A 23539-nucleotide genomic window follows, 5' to 3' on the forward strand; every position below is an offset into this window, starting at 1 on the left:
GCCTCAGCCCTGAGGCGCCGGCGGCGGCGCGATCACCTCCACTGCGGCGCCGGCCTGCAGCCGGCCCTGCCCCGCCACGACGATCATCGCACCGGCGGGAATGCCCTTCACCTCGACCTCGCCATTGCTGCGCTGGCCGATCTGCACCTTCACCTGCTGGGCCTTGCCGTCCGCGATCTGCCAGACTAGTCGCTCCTGGCCGCGCGGCACGATGGCGCTCTCCGGCACGAAGACGGCGGTGCGCGTGTCGCGCCCCTTCACCACCACGCGGGCAAACAGGCCCGGGCGCAGCGCGAGCCCGCTATTGGCGAGCCTCGCCCGCACGCTGAGCGAGCGGCCGTTGACATCCACCATCGGGTCGATGGCGTAGATCGTGCCGGTGAAGGTGCGTTCCGGCAGCGCGTCCACCGTGATGATCACCGTCTGGCCGGGCGAGATGCTGGCGAGGTGCGTCTCCGGCACTTTGAAGTCGAGCTTGAGCGTGTCGATCTTCTCGAGATTCACCAGTTCGGTGCCGACGGCGATATAGGCGCCGTTCGACACCGAACGCAGGCCGACGACACCGTCGAAGGGTGCGGTGATGGTGTGCTTGGCGATCTGCACGCGCTGGGAGTTGAGCAGCGCCCGCGACGTGTTCAGTTCCGCCTGCGCCTCGTCGAGCGCGCGCGCCGTGCCCGAGCCGGATTGCTGGAGGCGCTGGGCACGGCCAAAATTGGCCTCGGCGAGGGCGAGCCTTGCCTCGTTCTCTTCGAGCGAGGCCTTCACCAGCGCTGCGTCGAGTTGCACGAGCACGTCGCCGGCCTTGACGTGCTCGCCTTCCCGAAAGCGGATTTCCTGAATGCGGCCGGAAACCTCGGACGCCACCTTCACCGACTCGTCCGACTGCAGCGAGCCGATGGAGGCGATATCGGTCGTCACCGCCACCTCGCGGGCCGGCGCGACCTCGACCGGAATGTGAGGAACGGCCTTCGGCTCGGCGGCGGCAATGGCGGCGCCCTGCCCGCCGAACAGCGCGGCCGCGTCGACCCAGCCCTTCTCATGCGCGAACCACCCGGCCCCCGCGAGAACGGCGATCGTCAGCAACAAGCCGGTTCCACGTCGCATCAGGGCCCCATCAAGCTGCATCGGAAGCACGGAAATCCATGCTGCGACACAACAGATATGAGGAAAAGTTCCAACTTAATTATGCGTCACGCCCTGACCGCGGCGATCACATTCGCGCGGTCACCACATCATCATACTCCATCCGCCGCCGCTTTGCCGACGGCCCGCCGCGAACACCGAGGCGGGCGCGCAAGGCCCTCCGGAATCAGGCGTTCTTCACCATCACATGGCGCACGACGGTATAATCCTCCAGTGCATAGGCGCTGAGATCCTTGCCGTAGCCGGACTGCTTGAGGCCGCCATGCGGCATCTCGCTCACCAGCATGAAATGGCAGTTCACCCAGGTGCAGCCATATTGCAGGCGCGAAGCGGTCGCCATGCCCTTCGCCACGTCCCTCGTCCACACCGAGGAGGCGAGGCCGTAGTCGCTGTCATTCGCCCAGCCGACCGCCTCGTCGACATCCGAGAAACGCGTGACCGAGACCACGGGCCCGAACACCTCCCGACGCACGATCTCGTCGGACTGCAGCGCGCCGGCGACGACGGTCGGCTCGTAGAAGAACCCCTTGCCCGAGGCCGGACTGCCGGCGATCTTGCCGCCGGTGGCGATCTCGATGTGATTGAGTTCGGAGGCGCGCTCGACGAAGGAGGCGACGCGGGCACGCTGGCGGGCTGAGATGAGCGGACCGATGTCGTTCTGCGCGTCGTCCGCCTGGCCGAATTTGAGGCCCGACACGGCCGAGGCGAGGTCCGCCACCAGCCTGTCGTAGACCTTCGCGCCGGCATAGATGCGGCAGGCGGCGGTGCAGTCCTGCCCGGCATTGTAGTAGCCGAAGATCTTCACGCCCTCGACCACCGCCTCGATGTCGGCATCGTCGAAGACGATGACCGGCGCCTTGCCGCCGAGTTCGAGATGGGTGCGCTTCACCGTCTTGGCGGCGGCGGTGAGCACCTTCTTGCCGGTGGCGATGTCGCCGGTCAGCGAGATCATCGCCACCTTGGGATGGTTGATCAGCGCGTTGCCCACGCTCTCGCCGCGCCCGACGACGACGTTCACCACGCCCTCGGGGAAGATGTCGGCGATGATCTTCGCCAGCTTCAGCATGGTGAGCGGGGTCTGCTCGGACGGCTTGATCACCACCGTGTTGCCGCCGGCCAGCGCCGGGGCGAGCTTCCACGCCGCCATCATCAGCGGGTAGTTCCACGGCGCGATGGAAGCGACGACGCCGACCGGATCGCGGCGGATCATCGAGGTGTGGCCGGCAATGTACTCGCCCGCCACCATGCCGTGCTGGGTGCGCACGGCGCCGGCGAAGAAGCGGAAGCAGTCGACCACACCGGGCATCTCGTCGTTCAGCACCGCATGGCGCGGCTTGCCGCAGTTCAGCGCCTCCAGCGTGGCGAAGGATTCGGCCTCGGCCTCGATCCGGTCGGCCAGCTTGAGCAGCAGGTAAGAACGCTCCTGCGGCGTGGTGCGCGACCAGCTCGCGAACGCCTTCGACGCCGCCGTCACCGCCGCGTCGATCTGGTCCGGGGAGGCCTCCGGCAGCTCGATCAGCGTCTCCTCGGTCTTCGGGTTCAGCACCGTCTCTTTCGTCTCCGTGCCGGCGACGAAAGCGGAGCCGATGAGCATCTCGGTATCGGACAGGCTGGTCATGGGGCGTCTCCTATTTTCCTGAGCCGGCCACCGCCTCGCCCTCGCGGGTGAGGTAATAGGCGGCGAGGATGGGCAGGAAGGTCACGAGGATCACGAGCACGGCGACCACGTTGGTCACGGGCCTCTGCCGCGGGCGAATGAGTTCGGACAGCATCCAGATCGGCAAGGTGGACTGCTGGCCGGCGGTGAAGGTGGTGACGATCACCTCGTCGAAGCTGAGCGCGAAGGCGAGCATGCCGCCCGCCAGCAGCGCCGTGCCGATATTCGGCAGCACCACCAGCCGGAAGGTCTGGAAGGCGTCGGCGCCAAGGTCCATCGACGCCTCGATCAGCGAGGGCGAAAGCCGGCGCAGGCGCGCCACCGCGTTGTTGTAGACGACGACGATGCAGAAGGTCGCGTGGCCGAGCACGATGGTCCAGAACGAGAAGGGAATCTCCATGAGGCCGAAGGCCTGGCGCAGCGCGATGCCGGTGACGATGCCGGGCAGCGCGATGGGCAGCACGAAGAGCAGCGAAATCGGCTCGCGCCCAAAGAACCTCGCCCGCGCCAGCGCGCCGGCCGCCAGCGTGCCGAGAACCAGGGCTAGAAGGGTGGCGATGGTCGCGACCTTCAGCGACAGCCCGACCGCCGCCCAGATGTCCGCCCGCTCCCACACCACGCCGAACCATTTCAGCGTGAAGCCCCGCGGGGGGAAGGCGTAGCTCTTCTCTTCCGTGGTGAAGCAGTAGAGCAGGATGAACAGCAGCGGCACATGCAGGAAGGCAAGCCCGCCAAGCGCTGCGACCTTGAGGGAGAGCGGCGCGCGGGTCATGGGGCGTGGCTCCCGTGTGGGAGAGAGGCAGATGACACCTTCGGCGGAGGCTCCCCTGGATCCCGGATCGGCGCCGCGCTGCGCGCAGCTTGTCCGGGAAACAGCGTGTCCCGGACAAGCGACACCGCAGGTGGAGCGCCGATCCGGGATCCAGCAACGACTCTTTTGCCGAATTCTTCCATCTCACAGCGCATCGAACGCCCCCGTCCGCTTGGCGAGCGTGAGGAACACCGCCATGACCAGGATCGGCACCAGCGAGAAGGCGGCGGCGAGCGGGATGTTACCGGCCGTGCCCTGCAGCGTGTAGACCGCCTGTCCCAGCACCAGCGCCGAGGTGCCGATGATCTGCGGCACGATGTAGTCGCCCAGCGTCAGCGAGAAGGTGAAGATCGCCCCCGCCACCACGCCCGGCATGGCGAGCGGCAGGATGATCGTGCGGAAGACGAGGCCGGGCGCGGCGCCCAGATCGCCCGCCGCCTCGATGAGATGCGGCGGCACCCGCTCCAGCGCCGCCTGGACGGGGAGGATCATGAAGGGCAGCCAGAGATAGGTGAAGGTCAGCACCATGCCGGTATAGCTGACCGAGAGCGAGGGGCCGCCCACCACCGGCAGGTCCAACCAGGCCTGCAGCACGCTGCCGAGGCCGAGCCTGTCGGCGAACCAGCCGATGGCGCCCTCCCGGGCGAGCAGCAGCTTCCAGCCATAGACCTTGACGAGGTAGCTCGACCACAGCGGCATCATCACCGCAAGGTAGAAGGCCGCCTTCACCTTCGGCCCGGCATAGCGGGCGGCGTAATAGGCGATGGGAAAGGCAAGGATGGCACAGAGCGCCGTCACCGCCGCCGCCACCCCGACCGTGCGCAGCACGATGTCGTAATTGGCCGGGCGGAACAGCTCCAGCAGCGTCGCGGTCGTCGGCTCGCGCACGATCGTGCCGGAGAACTCGTCGATCGAGAAGATCGACTGGCCGAGGAAGACGAACAGGCTGCCGAGATAGACGAGGCCGATCCACAGCAGCGGCGGCACCAGAAGCAGCAGCGTCAGCAGCCGCGCCCGCCGCACCAGAACGTCCGAGATCCGGCGCAGCACGCCCTCGCGTGGGGCGGGAAGGTCGAGCGTGGCGAGGCTCATCCCTCGCCCTCCATCGGCCGCACGGCGCCGCGCGGCACGGCGAGGCGCACGCTCTCGCCCGTGGCCACGGCACTGGCGCTGGCCGGCACCGCCACCGTGAGCTGGAGCCCGTCGGCCATCCGCGCAAAGATGCGGCGCACCGGCCCCTGATAGGACACCTCGGCGACGCTCGCCTCGACGACGATGCTGCCGTCCGGCGCCGGCCCGCTGGGCGGGAGCAGGAGGATCTTCTCCGGCCGCAGGCTCGAGGGCCGCACATCCCCGCCGAGGGCCGCCGCCTGGGCGGCGTCGAGCACATTGGCCGAGCCGACGAAGCGGGCGACGAAGCGCGTCGCGGGACGCTCATAGACGTCCTCGGGCGGCCCGACCTGCACGATCCGCCCGTCATTGAACACCGCCACCCGGTCGGCCATCGACAGCGCCTCGCCCTGGTCGTGGGTGACGAAGACGAAGGTGAGGCCGAGCGATCGCTGGAGCCCTTTCAGCTCGCTCTGCATCTCCTCGCGCAGCTTGAGGTCGAGCGCGCCGAGCGGCTCGTCGAGCAGCAGCACCTTGGGGCGCACCACCAGCGCGCGGGCGAGCGCCACGCGCTGGCGCTGGCCGCCGGAAAGCTGCGCCGGACGGCGCGTCTCCATGCCGGCAAGCTTGACCATGGCAAGCGCCTCGCGGGCCAGCCGGTCGCGCTCAGCGCGCCCCACGCCGCGCACCTTGAGGCCATAGGCGACATTGTCGCCGACCGAGAGATGGGGAAACAGCGCGTAGTCCTGGAAAACCGTGTTCACCGCCCGGCGATAGGGCGGCAGCCCTTCCACCGCCTCGCCGAAGATCTCGATGTGCCCGGCATCGGGCTGCTCGAAGCCGGCGATGAGGCGCAGGCAGGTCGTCTTGCCCGAGCCGGAGGGCCCCAGCATGGCGAAGAACTCGCCCGGCGCGATGGCGAGGTCGACGCCGTCCACCGCCCGCACCGCGCCGAAATGCCGGACAACACCGGCAAAGCGGACGGCGGGGGTGGCGGGCGGGGAAGCGGAGGCATGCATGAAACATCAATCCGAGGAAGGCGGCTTGAAAAGCGCAGGAATGAAGGACGCTGCGCGGAGTCGGCGCCGGGTCACTGATCGGCGCTGCGTTTCACGCAGCTTGTCCGGGAAACAGCGGGACTTAGTATCCCGGACAAGCGACGCCGCAGGCGGAGCGCCGATCCGGGACCCAGCGAACAGGTGCCGCCGAAGGCGGCGCAAAACCTCCCCCTCACTCAGGGAGGGGGAGGCGAGACGCCAGCCCTACCGCCCGCCGAGCACGGCGATGTAGTCGGACACCCAGCGGTAATAAGGCACGCAGCCTTCGGCCTGCGTGGCGCATTTGGCGACCGGCGTGCGCCAGAAATGGATCCGCTCGAACTCTTCCATGCCGTTGGTCTTGCAGCCCTCCGCGCCGAGCAGTTCATTGCCCTTGCAGGCTGCGGGCACCGCCGGAACCGAGCCGAACCAGGAAGCGAGATCGCCCTGCACCTTCGGGCTGATCGAATGCTCCATCCACATATAGGCGCAGTTCGGGTGAGCGGCGTCGACATGCATCATGGTAGTGTCGGCCCAGCCGGTGGCGCCCTCGGAAGGGATGGTCGAGGCGATCGGCTTCTTCTGGCTCTGCAGCAGGTTGACCTGGAACGGCCAGGAGGAGGAGGCGACGACGCCCTCATTGGTGAAGTCGTCGATCTGGATCATCGCGTCGTGCCAGTAGCGCTGGACGATCTTGCGCTGCTGGCGCAGCAGGTCGAGCGCTGCCTTGTACTGCGTCTCGGTCAGCTCATAGGGGTCCTTGATGCCGAGCTCGGGCTTGTGCGCCATCAGGTAGAGCGCGGCGTCGGCGATGTAGATCGGGCCGTCGAAAGCCTGGATGCGGCCCTTGTTCGACTTGCCGTCGGGCAGCGTCTGCTCCTCGAACACCACGTTCCAGCTCTTGGGCGTCTCGCCCTTGAAGGCTTCCGTGTTGTACATCAGCACGTTGGAGCCCCACTGGTAGGGCACGCCGTAATGCACGCCGTTCACCGTGTGCCACGGCGCGTTCTGCAGCCGCTCGTCCACCGTGCCCCAGCTCGGGATCAGCTTGGTGTTGACCGGGGCGACCTTCTTGCCGGCGATGAGGCGCAGCGAGGCGTCGCCGGAAGCGGTGACGAGGTCGAAGCCGCCCTCGTTCATCAGCGCGACCATCTCGTCCGACGTGCCGGCGGTCTTCACATTGACCTTGCAGCCGGTCTTCTTCTCGAAATCGCTGACCCAGTCATAGGCCTTGTCGGTATCGCCGCGCTCGATATAGCCGGCCCAGGCGACGATATCGACCTGACCCTCGCCCCTGCCGACCGCCGTCATCTCGGCGGCGAAGACCGGCTGGAAGGCGAGCGAGGCGCTGGCGGCGAGCGCCGGCAGACGCAGATAACGGGAAATGCGCGGCATGGTCTGTCCCTCTGTTCTGCGGGCGCTGTCGGCCCTTTGAGGGAAGTGTGCCGTTGCGTCGGGTCCCGCGCCACACCAAAGATCAGAAGTGAGATATCGGAAAAACCGATGAGTATCCGGTAGGCAGCGAGGTCAGCGCCCGCGTGGGCCGTGGCGGGTCGCGGCGATCGAGACGAAGCCGGCGGCGGCGGGCGACAGGGGCGAGCCGCGCCGCCAGGCGGTCGCGACCTCCACCGCCGGCACGTCGTCGATCAGCGTGCGCGCCTCGATCTTGTCGCCTTCCAGCGACCAGGGGCGATAGGTGAGGTCCGGCAGCACGGCGACCCCGGCCCCGGTGGCGACGAGCGAGCGCACCGCCTCGACCGAGCGGGTGCGGAACGCCACCGGCGGGCGGATGCCGAGCCGGCGCCAGACGATCTCGGAGGCCTCGGCGATCTCGTCGATGGTGAGCAGCACATGTGGCTCGCCGCTGAAATCGCGCAGGGAGACGCGCTCCTCCGCCAGCGCCGGATGGCCGAGCGGCATCCACACCCGATAGGGCGAGATTTCAACCGCTTCGGTCTGCAGCGCCGCCGATTGCCGGCCGGGCGGCAGCACCATGACGGCGACATCCAGTTCGCCGCCGACGAGAAGATGCTCGAGATAGTCGGCGGCGTCCTCCACCGCCTCGACCGCGATGCCGGGAAAGGCGCGGCGAAAGCGGGCGATGAGGTCGGAATAGATGTAGCCGGCGACCAGCGGCGTCACCCCGACCGCGAGCCTCCCCGTGAGCGCCGCCGTCTCCGGTCCCGCCAGGGCGCGCCGGGCATCGGCGACATCGCCGAGGATTTTTCGCGCGTGACGCAGGAAATGATGGCCCTTGAGCGTCAGGTCGGCGCCGCGCGCGTGCCGTTCCAGCAGCTTGAAGCCGAGATCGAGTTCCAGCTCGCGCAAAGCTTCGGTGACGGTCGACTGCGAGATGGACAGCGTATGCGCGGCCGAGGAGACGGAGCCGTTCTCCGCCACCGCGACGAAATACTGGAGCTGGCGCAGCGAGAAGGCCATCGGATTATCCGCGGTAAAGAGGATTTTCCGATGATAGCAGAAGTGGCGGCGCCGCGACATGGCGCGCGCGTCCGTCGTCGTCATCCCGGACGGTGCGCAGGCCCATCCGGGATCGCTCGACACGGACACGTGACCCCGGCTCTCCGCTGCGCCACGGCCGGGATGCTGACGAAGAACGCGGCGGCTCTACCGGCCCAGCAGGCTCTTCAGCTCGAAGCCTTCGTCGCCCGCCTGCTCCGGGGTCAGCGTCGGCGTGCCGGCGAGCAGCCGGCGGCCGAGCATGTGGTCGGCCGGGCGGTTGACGCTCTCGATGGCGGTCAGCACGCCGTCGCGGAAACGGAAGACCGAGAAGCGGCGCGAGGCCGGATCGCCGCGCAGCACGGCGTCGTCCGTCGGCCCGGCGAGACCGACCATCTGCAGCTTCAGGTCGGCCTGATCGCTCCAGAACCACGGCACCGCCTCGAAGGGCGCGACCTTGCCCGTCAGGCGATGGGCGAGGCAGCGCGCCTGGTCAGCGGCGTTCTGCACCGATTCGAGCCGCACCATCCCGCCGGCGAAGCGGCTGGGATAGGCCACCGCATCGCCGAGCCCCGAGATCGAAGGATCACGGGTCGCCAGGTGCGCGTCGACGACGATGCCGTTCGCCACCTCAAGCCCGGCTTCAGCGGCGAGTTCGACATTGGGCACCACGCCGATGCCGACGAGCACGAAATCGGCCGGGTGCACCGCCCCGTCCGTCGTCTCGACGCCGCTGACATGGCCGTCCTCGCCCGTGAGGCCGATGACGCCGGCCCCGAGCAGCAGCGTCGTGCCCATCGCCGCGTGCGCCTGCGTGAAAAAGGCCGACATTTCCGGCGAGACGGCACGGCCGAGCGGGCGGGCGGCAGCCTCGATCACCGTCACCTCATGGCCGAGCGCACGGGCGACCGCGGCGAATTCCAGCCCGATGAAGCCGGCGCCGATCACCACCACGCGGCGGGCCTCGGCAAGCCGCCCCTTCAGCGCGTCGGCGTCCGCGCGGGTGCGCAGGTAGAACACGCCGGCCAAATCGGCGCCCGGCACCGGCAGCGGCCGGTTGCGCGCTCCGGTGGCGAGGATGAGATGGCCATAGGGCAGCGCCGCGCCGTTCTCCAGCCGCAGCAGCTGCGCCGCGCGGTCTATGGCGACGGCGCGGCCGTTGATCAGTTCGATGCGGTGATCGGCATAGAAGGCGCCCGCGCGCAGTTCGATCTGCTCGACGCCGGCCTCGCCCTTCATATAGGCCTTGGAGAGCGGGGGGCGCTGATAGGGCAGGCCCGGCTCGTCGCCGACCAGCACCAGCCGGCCCTCATACCCCGCCTCGCGCAGTGACGCGGCGGCCTGGAAGCCGCCCTGCCCCGCACCGACGATCACGATGCCGGCGTCGCTTCCTGCGCTCATGCCGTGCTCTCCGCTTCGGCGACCAGACGGTCGCGCTCGTCATAGATCGCGTCGCTGATCCGCCGCATGAATTCAGCATCCGGCAGGCCGGCGGGAATGGGCGGCAGATAGGAGACGGTGATGGTGCCCGGACGGATGGCGAAGCTGCGCGCGGGCCAGAACAGGCCGGCATTGTTCACCATCGGCACCACCGGCAGGTTCAGCGCCTTGTAGAGCAGCAGCACGCCGCGATGGAAATCGGCGCGCTCGTCCACCGCCCGGCGGGTGCCTTCGGGAAAGATCAGCAGGTTGCGGCCCTGCGCGCTCGCCTCGCGCCCCTCGCGGAACATCTTCTTCATCGAAGAGGCGCCGCCGGCGCGGTCGATGGCGATCATCGGCGAGTTGCGCAGGAACCAGCCGAACACCGGGATGCGGTAGAGCTCTTCCTTGAGCACGATCGCCACGTCCGGCAGCAGCGCCGCCGCGGCGATGGTCTCGAAGGCGGACTGGTGATTGCCGACATAGAGCGCCGGCGCGGGCGGCCGGTTGGCCATGCCGACGGTGCGGTAGGAGAGGCCCACCAGCCGCAGGATGGCCAGCACGCCCCGCACCCAGAAGCGCGAGAAACGGCGGGTCGCCGGCGGCGCGCGGCGAAGCGCGTAATAGGGAATGGTCACGGCAAGCAGCAGCGTCCAGAAGACGAGCAGCAGCAGGAAGACGGACGAGCGCAGACGGGGCATCGGCGGCGAAATCTCGAAATGGGCGGGCCGGGTCTAGCAGATCGCGCCGGGCAAAGGGAGGGCCAGTCGCCGGCGGGCCGTCGTCCTCCCGGCCGAGCGCCGCAAGAGCCGGCACGACGATGGCGGCCTACCCCTCGATCAGCATGAAGGTGTTGACGTCGAACATGCCGAAATCGGTGATCTTCAGATGCGGGATCACCGGCAGCGGCAGGAAGGCGACCTGCAGGAACGGCTCGGGCAGGACGACGCCGAGCGCCTTCGCCGCCGCCCGCAGCGGGATCAGCGCGTCGTGCACCTCCTCGAAGGAGGTCGTCGCCATCAGCCCGGCGACCGGCAGCGCCAGCTCGGCCCGCACCTCGCCGCCCTGCACGACGACGAAGCCGCCCTTCAGCTCGACCAGCCGGTTCACCGCCACGGCCATGTCGGCGTCGTCCGCCCCGACGACGCAGATATTGTGGCTGTCATGGCCGACCGAGGAGGCGATGGCGCCGCGCTTCATGCCGAAGCCGTGCACGAAGCCGCGGCCGATATTGTCGTTGCGGCCATGACGGGCGACGACGCAGACCTTCACCGCGTCCTTGTCGAGATCGACCAGCTTCTCGCCGTCGACGACCGGCAGGTCGAGCGCCACGTCCTCGGTGATGATGCGCCCGGGCACCACGCCGATGACCCGCGTGGCGCTGCCGGTGGCGGGGATGCGGAAATCGGCGGCGGAGACCGTCGCGGCCTTCACCGAATCGAGCCCGACCGGCTCGACATGGCCGCGCGTGGCGAACAGTTCGGGCGTCACCAGCCGGCCGGCGCTGATGACGTGGCGCACCGAGCAGGCCTCGAGGTCGTCCAGCAGCACGATGTCGGCGCGCCGGCCCGGCGCGACGAGGCCGCGATCCCTCAGCCCGAAGGCGTTGGCCGCCGACCAGCTCGCCACCCGGTAGACATGGTGCAGCGGCGCGCCGCCGGCGATCGCCTCGCGGATCATGTAGTCGAGATGGCCCTGCTCGGCGATGTCGAGCGGGTTGCGGTCGTCGGTGCAGAAGGCGAGGAAGGCGGAGGTGTCGGCGGAAATCAGCGGGATCAGCGCGTGCAGGTCCTTCGACACCGACCCCTCGCGGATCAGCACCGTCATGCCCTTCATCAGCTTCTCGCGCGCCTCGGCGAGCGAGGTCGCCTCGTGCTCGGTGCGGATGCCGGCGGCAATGTAGCCGTTGAGGTCGCGCCCGCGCAGCAGCGGCGCGTGGCCGTCGATGTGACCGTCCGAGAACAGCGAGAGCTTGGCCAGGCATCCCTCGTCGCGGAACAGCACGCCGGGAAAATTCATGAACTCGGCGAGCCCGATGCCGCTGGCATGGCCGCGCAGCAGTGCGAGGTCCGCGGCGACGAGCTCGGCGCCGGCGGTCTCGAAGGTGGTCGCCGGCACGCAGGAGGAGAGCTGCACGCGCAGGTCCATGATGGTCCGCTCGGCGCAGAGCTGGAAATAGGCGATGCCCTCGGCGCCCAGCACGTTGGCGATCTCGTGCGGGTCGCAGATCGCCGTGGTCACGCCGTGCGGCAGCACGCAGCGGTCGAATTCGAGCGGCGTGACGAGGGAGGATTCGACATGCAGATGCGTGTCGATGAAGCCCGGCACCGCAAACAGGTCCGTGCCGTCGATCTCATGAGCGCCGTCATAGCTGTCATAGACGCCGACGATGCGGTCGCCGACGATCGCGATGTCGGTCTGCGTGATGGCGCCGGTGATCACGTCGAGCAGGCGGACGCCCTTGACGACGAGATCGGCCGGCGTGACGCCGCGCCCTGCATCGATGAAGCCGCCGATCTCGGCCGGTCCCCGCGTGATCATGGTCTCATTCCTTCCAGGCGCTGGCCTGATCGAGCCGGGCGATCTCCGCCCCGGTGAGCCGGAGCGCGGCGCTGGCGAGCAGTTCGCCGAGCTGCTCCACCTTCGAGGCGCTGGCGATGGGCGCGGTGACGCTGGGCCGCGCCATGATCCAGGCGAGCGCCACCTGGGTCGGGCTGGCGCCATGGGCGTCCGCCACCTGGTCGAGCGCGGCGAGAATGCGCAGGCCCCTGTCGTTGAGATATTTGTCGACCGCCCCGCGCCCCCGCACGCTCTTCTGCGCGTCGCCGGCACTGCGGTACTTGCCGGTGAGGAAGCCGGCGGCGAGCGCGAAATAGGTGATGACGCCGAGCCCGTTGGCGGCGCAGATCGGCTCCAGCTCGGCCTCGTAGCCGGCGCGCGCGCATAGATTGTATTCCGGCTGCAGGGTCTCGTAGCGCGGCAGTTTCTCGCGGCTCGCCACCGCCAGCGCCTCGAACAGCCGCGCCGGCGACAGGTTGGAGGCGCCGATGAGGCGCACCTTGCCGGCCTTGATCAGCTCCTCATAGGCGCCGAGCACATCCTCGAACGGCGTGTCGGGATCATCGTAATGCGACTGGCAGAGGTCCACATGGTCGGTCTGCAGTCGCGCCAGCGAGGCCTCGACGGCACTTTTGATGTAGTCCGGCCGCAGGCACACCTTGCCCAGGCCCATGTCGGCGCCGACCTTGGTGGCGATGACGAGCTTCGTGCGATTGCCGCGTGCCTTCATCCACTTGCCGATGATGGTCTCGGACTCGCCGCCGACATGCCCGTTCACCCAACGCGAATAGACATCGGCGGTGTCGATGAAGCCGAAGCCGGCGTCGAACAGCTGGTCCAGCAGGCGGAACGAGGTGGCTTCATCGGCGGTCCAGCCGAACACGTTGCCGCCCAGGCAGAGCGGCGGGACCAGAATGTCGGAGCGGCCGAGGCGGCGCAGTTCCATTCGTCTGTCCTCCGGCTTGTTCGCGGACGGCGAGTTTAGGGCAGGAGCGCGCGGGTGCTAAGCACCCCTGTGTTGCAATGGCGAGGCGTCAGAAAACGTCCTCGTCGAGGCTGCCGACCTCGATGAGTTCCACCTGGTCGCGCTGGCACACGGTACGCAGCTCGGGCGACGACACCGTGTCGGTGACGAAGGTGTCGACCTCCGACATGGCGCCGATACGCACCGGGGCGGTGCGCTCCAGCTTGGAGCGGTCGGCGACAAGGATGATCTGCCGGGCATTGTCGATGATGGCGCGGGCGACCTGCACCTCGCGATAGTCGAAGTCGAGCAGCGTGCCGTCCTCCTCGATGGCGGAGGCGCCGATCACGGCGTAGTCGACGCGGAACTGACGCACGAAATCGACCGCCGAGGAGCCGATCACCGCGCCGTCGGCGTGGCGCACCGGCCCGCCGGCCATGATCAGCTCGATCTTGGGGTGGCGGTAGAGCAGCGTCGCGACGTTGAGGTTGTTGGTGATGACCAGCAGGTCCTCATGGTCGGCCAGCGCCCGGGCGACCTCCTCGGTGGTGGTGCCGATATTGATGAACAGCGAGGCACGGTTGGGCACGATGGCCGCCGCCGCCTCGGCTATGGCGCGCTTGGCGCCCTGCGCCATGGCGCGGCGCGCCTCATAGGCGAGGTTCTCGACCCCGGAGGCGACCACGGCGCCGCCATGCACGCGCGACATCAGCCGGCGCACGCACAGATCGTTGAGATCCTTGCGTATGGTCTGCGGCGACACGACGAAGCGCGAAGCGAGGTCCTCGACGCTCACTCGCCCCTGCGCGCGCGCCAGCACGAGAATGTCCTGCTGGCGAGAGGAGATCGCGTTCATGCGGCCAAGCTGGTCCTGTCTCCCGGGAACGGACGCTCGTCTTCGAGGGACGATTCGTCACGCATCCTGCACAAAGCAGGGGGGCGCGGCAAACGGCGGATTAGACGCGTTGCAACATGAGCGCGCTGCCGAGCCCGCCGGCCGCCGCGATGGCCGCGAGGCCGCGCGCACCCGGCGCCCGCCCCTTCAGCTCGTGGAACAGCCGCACCGCGAGGATCGCTCCCGACGCGCCGATCGGGTGGCCGCGCGCCAGCGCCCCGCCGCCGACATTCACCCGCGCCGGGTCGAGGCCGAGCGCCGCGATATTGGCAAGCGCCTGCGCGGCGAAGGATTCCATCAACTCGACGCAGGCGAGATCGCGCCCATGGCGCTCCAGCAACCCCGCCGCCGCCGGCTCCAGCGCCCGGGCCGGCCGCTCCGGCGCGGCCCCGGCCGAGGCGCCGTCGAGAAAGGCGATGCCGCCCGCGCCGATGCAGGCAAGGCGCTCCGCCGAGACCACCAGCACCGCCGCCGCCGCATCCGCCTCCACCGCGACGCCGGCGGCATTGAGGGCGAACGCGCCCTCCCCGGCCAGAACCGGCGCGCGGGCGCAGAGCTTCGATGTCAGCGCGCGGGCGTAGGCGTCGTGCGCGAGGCCGGCGAGGGGAACGATCTCGGCGCCCGGTCGCCCGCGCGCCGCCCGCGCATGGCTCCCGACCGCGAAGGCGTCCTGCGCGGCGCGGGAAATCCCTGCCTCGCGGGCCAGCCCGGCCATGGCCGCGAGCAGGTCCGGGTCGCGCACCGGCCATGGCGCGAAGGGCGGACGCTCATAGAAGGCCGGCTCCTCGCCGGGCCCGGCCGGGCGGCGGGCGCGCAGCGGCGCGCGGCTCCAGCTCTCCACCCCGCCGGCGAGCACCGCCCCGGCCGCGCCGGCCGCGACCAGCCGCGCGGCGAGGATGACGGCGTCGAGGCCGGAACAGCATTGCGTGTCGAGCGTCATCGCCGGCACGCCGTCCGGCAGGCCGGCGGCGAGCGCGGCGAGGCGGGCGACATTGCCACCGCCGGAGAGCGCATTGCCGAGAATGACGTGATCGACCTCTGCGAGCGCGAGGCCGGCATCCGCCAGGCATGCCCGCAGCACCGGCGCGGCAAGGTCGTGCGCCTCCACCGCCTCGAAGGCGCCGCGGCGCGGCGCCACGGCGGTACGCCGCGCGGCAATGATGAAGGCCCCGCTCATCGCGCCAATCTCTCGGCGACGAGCGCTTGCAGCGCGCGCAGATCGGCCTTGCCGCCCGAGGTGCGCGGCCAGTCCTCCAGCACGAGGAAGCGGCGCGGCAGCTTGGCGGCCGGCAGCAGCGCCCGGCAGGCGGCGCGCAGGGCGGGCTCGTCGAAGGGCGCGTTCGTCCGAGGGCGCAGCATGGCGACCAGCTCGACGCCGCGCAGCGGGTCCGGCAGGCCGAACACCGCCGCCTCCTCGATGCCGGACAGGCTGGCCAGCACGGCTTCCACTTCCTCCGGGTAGACGTTGAGCCCGGAGGTGACGAGCATGCGCTTCTCGCGCCCGTGCAGATAGAGGAAGCCGGCCGCGTCGAGCCGGCCATGATCGCCTATGGTGAGAAAGCCGCCCTCGCGGCGCGTCTCGGGCGCGCTGCCGCAGGCATAGCCGTCGAACAGCATCGAGCTGCCGACCCAGATCGCCCCGGCCTCGCCCGCCGGCAGGGCGCGGCCGGCGGCGTCGCGGATGCGCAGGGCGACACCATGGGCGGCGCGGCCGACCGAGCCGGCCGGCACCGGCTCGAGAGGGTGGCCGATGGTGACGAAGCTCAGTTCCGAGGCGCCGTAGAACTCGGCGATGCCCGCCTTGGGGAACAGCGCCCGCGTCGCCGCGCGCGTCTCCGGCCGCCATTTGGCGCCGCTGATCATCAGGATGCGCAGCGTCGGAAAGCTCCCCCCCGCGCCCGCCTCCACCAGCATCTGCAACTGGGTGGGCGTGGCGTAGAGCGCGGTGACGCCATGCCGGGCGATGAGCCGCAGGGCGCGGCGCGGGTGGAACTGGCGCATCATCACCGCGGTGGCGCCGACATGCAGCGCATGGACGACACCGTAGAGGTGCAGCGAGGCGGCGAGCCCGCCCGGCGCCATGATCACGTCGCCCGCGCCGAGGCCGAACTCGGCGGCGCTCACCTCGAAGCTGTCGATCCAGGAGCGGTGATGGCGCCGATAGCCCTTGGGCACGCCGGTCGAACCGGAGGTGAAGCCGACATAGAAGGCCGACTGCGGCGCGGGCGGCGGGGGAAAGGGCGCCGGCGCGGCGAGCGGGGCTTCCTCCAGCGTGAGCGCCGGCGCCAGCGCGGCGTCGATGGCGGCGCGGTAGGGCGTGGGCCAGGCGGGATCGTAGACCAGCGCCTGCCGGCCGCTCACCGCGCAGGCGAGGAACGCCTCCACCAGCGACGGCGCATTGCCCATGGCCAGCGCCACCGCTGCGCCCGGCGCGGTGCGTTCCGCCAGAAAGGTCGCGATGCCGCCGATCCGGGCCGCCAGACCCGCCCGATCGCCGGTCTCGTCGTCGCAGACGAGAGCGGGACGCTCCGGCGCCTCCCGGGCAAGGGCCGGCAGATCGGCGCCGATCGTGTCCCTCATCGCCCTTACGCGCCGCGCGAGAGCAGCGCCTCCGGCATCCCCCGCGCCACCGTCTGGGCGATGAGCGCCACCAGCACCGCCTTGATGGCGTCGCCGGGGATGAAGACCAGGCACGCCTTGGTGGCATCGAGCACCGAAAGCCCGCCGACCAGCGCCATGCCGGCAATGCCGAAGGCATACATCACGACGATGCCGCCGATGACCGAGGCGATCAGCGCGGAGGGGAAGACCGGCGCCGTGCGCAGCGCCCGCATGATCCAGCCGGACACAAAAGCCACGGCGATCCAGCCGAAGATGAAGCCGACCGAGGGCGAGAAGAACACGCCGAGCCCGCCGCGCCCGCCGGCCAGCAGCGGCGCGCCGAGCGCCACGACGAACAGCAGCAGCACCATGGCGAGCGCCCCGCGCCAGGCGCCCAGCATCACGCCCGCCAGCATCGCGCCCATGCTCTGCGCGGTGATCGGCACGCCGCCGGCCACGGGAAGATCGAAGCGCGGCAGCAAGCCGAGCATGGCGAAGATCGCGGCATAGAGGGCGATCTGGACGAGGCTACGGTCCTTCATCGGAAGTCCTTCATCGGCGGTTTCGCGCGGGGGGCGCCGCCGCGCGCGGCCAGCGCCTCGGCGGTGTGATGGGACAATCTCACCGTCTGGATACAGAAAGGCGCGAGCAGGCGCCAGCCGCCGCGCCTGCCGGTGCGGGCGCGCCAGGATTCGTTGAGCGATTCCCACAGCGCGAAGAGCAGCGGCACGAAGCGGATCATCATCGCCACGGCGAGCGCCACCGCGCGCGGCGCCACGCCGAACCAGGCGAGCGGGCGCAGCAGCGGCTCGACCGCGTCCATCATCGCGTCCATGCGCGTGGTCATGGTCACGGCATTGGCCAGCAGCACCATGGCGAGGATGCGCAGGCAGACGACGAAGCCGAACACCAGGTCGCCGTTCCACCAGTGAAGCGCCACGAGGATGGCGAAGAGCGGCCACATCGGGCGCAGCAGGGCGATCTGTGCCAGCGCGGCGCGGCCGAGCGAGGCATAGAGCGCCAGCACCGCGACGACGAGACCGGCCATCAGCGCGAGGCTGTCGACGGGCGCGACGGCGAGGCTGACCAGCGCTAGCGCAAGGAGCTTCCAGCCGGCGGGCACACCATGCAGCCAGGTGCGCTCGGGCAGATAGAGCGAGATCACCGCGCCGCCTCCGCGAAGGCGCGGTAGGCCGCGATCACCTCGCCCGGCGCGCCGTCCATGCGCACCCGGCCCTCGTGCAGCCAGAGCACGCGGTCATAGGCGGCGAAGGCATCGAATTCGTGGGCGATCAGGATCACCTGCTGGTCGAGGCCGGCGATCAGCGCCTCCAGCCTCCGCCTTGTCGGCAGGTCGAGGCTGGAGAAGGGTTCGTCGAGCACGAGCACGGCCGGCTCCATCACCAGCACCGCGATGATGCACAGGAGCTGCTTCTCGCCCTCGGAAAGCGCGTGCACCGGTCGCTCGGCCCAGTGCGCGCGGCCGAAGCGCGCGAGGGCGGGAAGAGCCTCGCGCGCCGCCTCACGGCGGGGACGGCCGGCCTGTTCCAGGCTGAAGGCGACTTCCTCGGCGACGGTGGGGAAGATGATCTGATGGTCGGGATTCTGGAAGATGAAGCCGACCTTGCGCGGCAGCTCGGCCGCCTTCTCCTTCGCGTCGAGACCGTGCACCACGACGCGCCCCTCGTCGGCGCTCAGCAGCCCGTTGAACAGCCGCACCAGCGAGCTTTTGCCCGAGCCGTTATTGCCGATCAGGCCGATGCGGCGCTCGGAGAGCGCAAGCGACACGGCGTCGAGCACCACCCGTCCGCCGCGCGTGAGGGTGACGTGGTCGAGGCGGATCAGCGGGGCATTCGGCACGGGCGGGGTCCGGCGGTAGAAAATGAACAAGACGGGCGGCCACGGCTCGCCACGTCGCAGCTTATTGGTCGGGAATGGCGTGCTGTCGAGTGGGCGTTTCGTCGGCACCGCCCCTCGGCTCTCAGGCGCCGGCCGTGCCCGCCCCGCGCACCAGGGTCGCCAGCGTGAACTTGCGGAAGCGGGCGAAGGCCCCCGGCTTATCCCCGGCACGGGCCCGGATGACCGCCCCCTCATAAGCGTCGATCACATGGGCCGCCGCCTCGACGGGATCGAGCGCGGCGTCGACCTCGCCCGCCCGCTGGGCCTCGCCGATCAGGGCGGCGAGATCCTGTTGCCATGCGGCGAAAACCTCGTTCAGCTGCTCGCGGAGCGTGGCGCCGAGCCCGGGGGCGGCCTGCGCGAAGACGCCGTAGAGACAGCCCGTTGCGTCCGCTTCCGCCGCCGAATCGTGCTCGACTTGCGCGAGATGACGCTCGATCCGCTCCAGCGGACTCAACGTCGTGTTCGCGAACAGTTCCTGCCGCTGCTGGCGATACTGCCCGGCATAGGAGGCGAGGACCGCCGCCGCGAAATCCTCCTTGCTGGCGAAGAAGTGGTAGAAGGAGCCCTTGGGCACCGCGACCGACGCCAGGAGCGGACCGATGCCGGTGCCATCATAGCCCTGCTCCAGCATCGCCTTCCTGCCGGCCGCGACAATCCTGTCGCGTGTGGATGTTCTGCCTGCCATATCTAGACGACCGGTCTACTTATGCCTATCCTGTGGCGGATCGGAACACAGAGAGGCAGCCATGTCCATCGTACCCAGGCGTTCGGCCGGTCTCGTCATGGTGCTCGTCGCCACCCTGCTGTGGAGCCTCGTCGCTCTCTTCGTCCGCATGGCGGACCTCGATTCCTGGTCGATCATCCTCTGGCGCTCACTCTTCGCCGTGCTGGCCCTCGGCCCGTTCTGGCTGGTCGCCAGTCGCGACAAGGCGAACGCCCTCCGCGCGACCTTCTCGAAGGCCGGCCTTCTCACCGTCGCGTTCGCGGTGGCCGGCAACATCTCCTATGTCGCCGCCCTGCAGCTTACCTCGGTTGCGACGGTGATGATCATCTACGCCGCGCTGCCCTTCATCACCGCGGCCATGGGCTTCTTCCTTCTGCGCGAACCGCTGAACCGGCGTTTCGGCGCGGCGGCCGCTCTGGCGACGCTCGGCATCATCATCACCGCCGGCGCCGCGATGTCCGCGGCGGACGCCGCCGGCATCGCCGTCTCCTTCCTGATGACGCTGAGCTGGGCCGGACTTCTGGTGCAGGCGAAGAAGCATCCCACGCTCGACCTGACGCTGGTCAGTCTCGCATCCGTGGTCGGCGCGGGGCTCATCGCCCTGCCGCTCGTGCCGGCCGGCCTGCCCCCGCTCCACGCCCTGTGGGCCTGCGCCCTGATGGGGGTGCTGACCTGCGGCCTCGCCAATGTGATGACACTGATGGGCGGGCGCCACATACGCTCGGGCGAAACCGGCCTGCTGATGCTGCTCGACGTGGCGCTGTCGCCGCTCTGGGTCTGGCTCGCCTTCGACGAACAGGTCGGCACGCCGGCGCTCTTCGGCGGCGCCCTGGTGGTCACCGCCGTCGCCGGCTACCTGATCGTCGACGCCCCGCGCCGGACGGCGAGCTGCCCGGCAGCCTGAGCGGGCCGGGCGGCGACAGCCCGCCTCACAGCATCTCCAGCGAACTCTTGCGGCGCGGCGGCGGGAAGGCGCGGTCGAGCGCGGCAAGGTCCTCGGCGTCGAGCGCGATGTCGCGCGCGGCGGCGTTCTCGCGCATGTGCTCGGGGCGCGAGGCCTTGGGGATGACGATGTTGTTCGGGTTGCGCAGCACCCAGGCGAGCGCGACCTGGAAGGGCTTCGCCGTGTGCTTGGCGGCGATCTCGGCGAGTACGCCGGAGGTCTTGATGCGGCCCTGCTCGATCGGGCTGTAGGCCATCAGCGGCATCTCGTGCTCCTCCAGCCACGGCAGGAGGTCCCATTCCGGGCCGCGCCGGGTGAGATTGTAGAGCACCTGATTGACCGCGCAGCCCTCGCCGCCGGGGGTCTCGTACAGTTCGTTCATGTCGTCGGTGTCGAAATTCGAGACACCCCAATGGCGGATCTTGCCCTGGGTCTTGAGGTGCTCGAAGCCGATGATGGTCTCCGCCAGTGGCACGCCGCCGCGCCAGTGCAGGAGATAGAGGTCGAGATGGTCGGTCTCCAGCCGCTTCAGGCTGCGCTCGCAGGCGGCGATGACGCCGGCGCGGCTGGCATTGTGCGGGTAGACCTTGCTGACGAGGAACACCTTGTCGCGCAGGCCGGCCAGCGCCTCGCCGAGGAAACTCTCGCAGGCGCCCTCGCCATACATTTCGGCGGTGTCGACCAGCCGCAGGCCGAGCTCGACGCCGAGCCGGACCGATTCGGCCTCCTCCTTACGCGCCGCGGCGCGCTCGCCCATCATCCAGGTGCCGATGCCGAGCGCCGGGACCTTTTCACCGCCGGGAAGAACCACCTTGCCGCTCATCGCGCGCCTCCATTCGATCCTCAGCCGGAGTGCCACTCCGGCGCGGCCGGCGCAAGCGGTTCGGGCGCAGGCGTGCTATCTTGAGGCACGCGCGGATAGGCGCGCCTACCGACGAATGCCGACTGCCCGGAACCCGATGCCTGCGACGCCGCCGCCCCACACGACCACCGACTCCGGCCGCGCCGACGCCCTTGAGCCCGGCCTCGCCATCGGCCTGTCGGCGGTGATCGTCACCGTCACCGGCGACGATCCCAAGGTGCTGACGATCCGTCACGGCGACGGACGCGATTCGTTGCCCTCCGGCCCGCTTGAGCGCGGCCACCGCACGCTGGAAGTGGGCCTGCGCTCCTGGGTGGAGCGGCAGACGCTGCAGGAGCTCGGCTATGTCGAGCAGCTCTACACCTTCGGCGACCGCGACCGCGGCGAGGACGGCGCGCGCGCTCTCTCCCTCGCCTATCTCGCCCTGGTGCGCGAGGCGCGCCCGGCCGGCGACGCGGATGCCGCCTGGCAGAGCTGGTACCGCTATTTCCCCTGGGAGGACTGGCGCGGCGGACGCCCCGCCGTGCTCGATAGCCTGGAGCACGGCCTGCGCCGCTGGGCGGCGGGCGCCGCCAGCTCGCGCATGGGCGAGATGCGCGCCGAGCGCGTGGCGCTGTGCTTCGGCGCCGGCTCGAGCTGGAACGAGGAGCGCGTGCTGGAACGCTACGAACTGCTGTACGAGGCCGGCCTCGTCGCCGAGGCGCTGCGCGAGCGCGGCTCCGAGCGGATCGCCGCCGGCCCTTCCGGCACCGAGATGCGCGAGGACCATCGCCGCATGCTGGCGCTCGCCATCGCCCGGCTGCGCGGCAAGATCAAATACCGCCCGGTGGTGTTCGAGCTGATGCCGCCGAGCTTCTCGCTCGGCCAGTTGCAGCAGGCGGTGGAGGCTTTGTCCGGCTCACGTCTGCACAAGCAGAATTTCCGCCGGCTGATCGAGCAGCAGCGCCTCGTCGAGGAAACCGGCGAGACCACCAGCGAAACCGGCGGCCGCCCGGCCCGGCTGGTGCGCTTCCGCCGCGAGGTGCTACTGGAGCGCCCCACCCCCGGCGTGCGCCTGACCGGCGGCTTCGGACGGCGGTGATTGCCTGTTCCATCCCGCTCGCAAGGGAGAAGTCGCCATGGCTCGCTTCACTCATAAACGTGTCCTCATCACCGGTGGCAGCAGCGGCATGGGGCTGGCTGGCGCCCGCCGTCTCAGCGCCGAGGGAGGCCTCGTAGCCGTGACCGGCCGCGACCCGAGTCGTCTCGACGCGGCGCGACGCGCCCTGCCGGCCGGAAGTCTGGTTCTCGCCAACAACGCATCCGATCCCGCCGCGGCCGATGCGCTGGCGGAGGAAATCGCACGCTTCGGCGGCCTCGACGGGCTGTGGCTCAACGCCGCCTATGCAGAGATCGGTGCACTGGAGACCGTCACTGCCGACGCCTTCGATGCGATGATGGCCGCCAATGTGCGCGGGCCGATGCTTCAGCTCGCCAAACTGTCGCCGCTGCTGCGACCTGGGGCGTCGGTGGTGATCACCTCGTCGAGTTCGGCTTACGAGGGCGCGGCGTTGACCGGCCTCTATGCGGCGACCAAGGGTGCGGTAATCGCGATGGCACGCAGTTGGGCGACGGCCCTTGCCGCGCGGAATATCCGGGTCAACACCCTGGTGCCGGGACCGATCGAAACCAATTTCCGGCACTTCCTGCCCGACGACGCCCGCAGCGCCTTCGAGGATTTCGTTGTCGGACAGGTGCCGCTGCGCCGGGCCGGCACAGCGGATGAAGCTGCGGCGGTGGCGCTGTTCCTGCTATCGGACGACGCCTCCTATGTCACGGGAAGTCAATATGCGGTCGATGGCGGGCTCATCATGCAATGAGACCTGTCATGCCCGCCCGTCGATCCATTTCGACATGACCACGCGCGGGGCGACCTCGAAGCCGAGCTTCTCGTAGAAGGCGACGACCGCCGTATTCGTCTCGCGCACCAGGAGCTGCACCTTCGGCACGCCGTGCGTCTGCAGCCACGCCTCCGCTGCGGCCACGATCTCCGCGCCGACGCCCTGGCGCTGCAGCATCGGGTCGACCGCGACGTAGTAGATCCAGCCCCGATGTCCGTCATGGCCGACCATCGCCGTCGCGCCGACTCGGCCGCATTCCAGGCGCGCCACCAGCACCTCCGAACTCGCGCCGCCGCGCGCGAAACGGAAATCCGACGCCGGGTCGTTATAGGGAACGGTGAGCCCGCAGGCCTGCCAGAGATGGACCACCGCGCGCTCGTCGCCCTCATGGGCGGGCTCGATCTTCAATGTCATCGTCACGACTCCCCGGCGGACTGCCGCATCCACCGATCAAAAAGCCATATGGCCCGATTTGTGACGAAGTGTTGACAGCGACTTATACTCAGTCCTAGCATAACATCCGATCTGCCGGGCACGTTTGCCCGGTCTTCTTTGGCCTGAGTTATACTCATAAC

At 69.7% G+C, this 23539-nt stretch carries 23 protein-coding genes; 3 read left to right on the forward strand and 20 right to left on the reverse strand.

The window, feature by feature from the left end:
* Positions 1-3: 3 nt before the first annotated feature.
* The 18 genes from AC1PZ7_RS20185 to AC1PZ7_RS20270 all read right to left on the reverse strand — a co-directional run bounded on the left by AC1PZ7_RS20185 (position 4) and on the right by AC1PZ7_RS20270 (position 19240).
* Entirely contained in the window at positions 4-1086 is a 1083-nt protein-coding gene (locus tag AC1PZ7_RS20185; protein WP_482356969.1) for an efflux RND transporter periplasmic adaptor subunit, read from the reverse strand.
* A gap of 223 nt (positions 1087-1309) precedes the next feature.
* Positions 1310-2761 carry a gamma-aminobutyraldehyde dehydrogenase gene (locus AC1PZ7_RS20190; protein ID WP_482356970.1) on the reverse strand — a complete coding sequence of 484 codons (1452 nt, stop codon included), beginning with the start codon at positions 2759-2761 and terminating at the stop codon, positions 1310-1312.
* Between the two features lie 10 nt (positions 2762-2771).
* The gene (locus AC1PZ7_RS20195) at positions 2772-3572 is read right to left on the reverse strand and encodes an ABC transporter permease (protein WP_482356971.1); all 801 of its coding nucleotides are present in this window, start codon (positions 3570-3572) and stop codon (positions 2772-2774) included.
* A gap of 183 nt (positions 3573-3755) precedes the next feature.
* Entirely contained in the window at positions 3756-4703 is a 948-nt protein-coding gene (locus tag AC1PZ7_RS20200; protein WP_482356972.1) for an ABC transporter permease, read from the reverse strand.
* Positions 4700-5740, reverse strand: coding sequence for an ABC transporter ATP-binding protein (locus AC1PZ7_RS20205; RefSeq protein WP_482356973.1), 1041 nt, complete (start codon positions 5738-5740; stop codon positions 4700-4702). The genes AC1PZ7_RS20200 and AC1PZ7_RS20205 overlap by 4 nt, the downstream gene beginning before the upstream one ends.
* 243 nt (positions 5741-5983) lie before the next feature.
* The gene (locus AC1PZ7_RS20210) at positions 5984-7153 is read right to left on the reverse strand and encodes an ABC transporter substrate-binding protein (protein WP_482356974.1); all 1170 of its coding nucleotides are present in this window, start codon (positions 7151-7153) and stop codon (positions 5984-5986) included.
* A 132-nt stretch (positions 7154-7285) separates the two neighbouring features.
* Complete coding sequence (locus AC1PZ7_RS20215; RefSeq protein ID WP_482356975.1) at positions 7286-8197, reverse strand: LysR family transcriptional regulator; 912 nt, start codon at positions 8195-8197, stop codon at positions 7286-7288.
* A gap of 186 nt (positions 8198-8383) precedes the next feature.
* Complete coding sequence (locus AC1PZ7_RS20220; RefSeq protein ID WP_482356976.1) at positions 8384-9616, reverse strand: NAD(P)/FAD-dependent oxidoreductase; 1233 nt, start codon at positions 9614-9616, stop codon at positions 8384-8386.
* Positions 9613-10335: a lysophospholipid acyltransferase family protein gene (locus tag AC1PZ7_RS20225; protein ID WP_482356977.1), complete on the reverse strand. Its 723-nt coding sequence runs from the start codon at positions 10333-10335 to the stop codon at positions 9613-9615. The genes AC1PZ7_RS20220 and AC1PZ7_RS20225 overlap by 4 nt, the downstream gene beginning before the upstream one ends.
* Before the next feature lie 127 nt (positions 10336-10462).
* Positions 10463-12175, reverse strand: coding sequence for an adenine deaminase (gene ade, locus AC1PZ7_RS20230; RefSeq protein ID WP_482356978.1), 1713 nt, complete (start codon positions 12173-12175; stop codon positions 10463-10465).
* Between the two features lie 4 nt (positions 12176-12179).
* Positions 12180-13139, reverse strand: coding sequence for an aldo/keto reductase (locus AC1PZ7_RS20235; RefSeq protein ID WP_482356979.1), 960 nt, complete (start codon positions 13137-13139; stop codon positions 12180-12182).
* 88 nt (positions 13140-13227) lie between these two features.
* Positions 13228-14013: a DeoR/GlpR family DNA-binding transcription regulator gene (locus tag AC1PZ7_RS20240; RefSeq protein ID WP_482356980.1), complete on the reverse strand. Its 786-nt coding sequence runs from the start codon at positions 14011-14013 to the stop codon at positions 13228-13230.
* A gap of 100 nt (positions 14014-14113) precedes the next feature.
* A complete protein-coding gene (locus AC1PZ7_RS20245) occupies positions 14114-15229 on the reverse strand; it encodes a thiolase family protein (protein WP_482356981.1) in 1116 nt (371 codons plus the stop codon).
* Entirely contained in the window at positions 15226-16632 is a 1407-nt protein-coding gene (locus AC1PZ7_RS20250; RefSeq protein WP_482356982.1) for a class I adenylate-forming enzyme family protein, read from the reverse strand. The genes AC1PZ7_RS20245 and AC1PZ7_RS20250 overlap by 4 nt, the downstream gene beginning before the upstream one ends.
* A 5-nt stretch (positions 16633-16637) precedes the next feature.
* A complete protein-coding gene (locus AC1PZ7_RS20255) occupies positions 16638-17195 on the reverse strand; it encodes a biotin transporter BioY (protein ID WP_482356983.1) in 558 nt (185 codons plus the stop codon).
* Positions 17192-17818 carry an energy-coupling factor transporter transmembrane component T family protein gene (locus tag AC1PZ7_RS20260; protein WP_482356984.1) on the reverse strand — a complete coding sequence of 209 codons (627 nt, stop codon included), beginning with the start codon at positions 17816-17818 and terminating at the stop codon, positions 17192-17194. The genes AC1PZ7_RS20255 and AC1PZ7_RS20260 overlap by 4 nt, the downstream gene beginning before the upstream one ends.
* Positions 17815-18513, reverse strand: coding sequence for an energy-coupling factor ABC transporter ATP-binding protein (locus AC1PZ7_RS20265; RefSeq protein WP_482356985.1), 699 nt, complete (start codon positions 18511-18513; stop codon positions 17815-17817). The genes AC1PZ7_RS20260 and AC1PZ7_RS20265 overlap by 4 nt, the downstream gene beginning before the upstream one ends.
* A gap of 121 nt (positions 18514-18634) precedes the next feature.
* Positions 18635-19240, reverse strand: coding sequence for a TetR/AcrR family transcriptional regulator (locus tag AC1PZ7_RS20270; protein WP_482356986.1), 606 nt, complete (start codon positions 19238-19240; stop codon positions 18635-18637).
* 61 nt (positions 19241-19301) lie between these two features.
* Between AC1PZ7_RS20270 and AC1PZ7_RS20275 the strand changes: the two genes are divergently transcribed.
* Entirely contained in the window at positions 19302-20183 is an 882-nt protein-coding gene (locus AC1PZ7_RS20275) for a DMT family transporter (RefSeq protein WP_482356987.1), read from the forward strand.
* 25 nt (positions 20184-20208) lie between these two features.
* Here the strand turns inward: AC1PZ7_RS20275 and AC1PZ7_RS20280 are convergent, their stop codons facing one another.
* Complete coding sequence (locus tag AC1PZ7_RS20280; RefSeq protein ID WP_482356988.1) at positions 20209-21045, reverse strand: aldo/keto reductase; 837 nt, start codon at positions 21043-21045, stop codon at positions 20209-20211.
* A 136-nt stretch (positions 21046-21181) separates the two neighbouring features.
* On the opposite strand from AC1PZ7_RS20280, the gene AC1PZ7_RS20285 reads away from it, so the two are divergent.
* The gene (locus AC1PZ7_RS20285; RefSeq protein ID WP_482356989.1) at positions 21182-22165 is read left to right on the forward strand and encodes an NUDIX hydrolase; all 984 of its coding nucleotides are present in this window, start codon (positions 21182-21184) and stop codon (positions 22163-22165) included.
* A gap of 37 nt (positions 22166-22202) precedes the next feature.
* Positions 22203-22943 carry an SDR family oxidoreductase gene (locus AC1PZ7_RS20290; RefSeq protein ID WP_482356990.1) on the forward strand — a complete coding sequence of 247 codons (741 nt, stop codon included), beginning with the start codon at positions 22203-22205 and terminating at the stop codon, positions 22941-22943.
* Positions 22944-22949: 6 nt separating this feature from the next.
* On the opposite strand, the gene AC1PZ7_RS20295 is transcribed toward AC1PZ7_RS20290, so the two are convergent.
* Positions 22950-23378 carry a GNAT family acetyltransferase gene (locus tag AC1PZ7_RS20295; RefSeq protein WP_482356991.1) on the reverse strand — a complete coding sequence of 143 codons (429 nt, stop codon included), beginning with the start codon at positions 23376-23378 and terminating at the stop codon, positions 22950-22952.
* Positions 23379-23539: the final 161 nt, after the last annotated feature.

It is taken from the genome of Ancylobacter sp. TW_SC_1, from assembly GCF_056836805.1.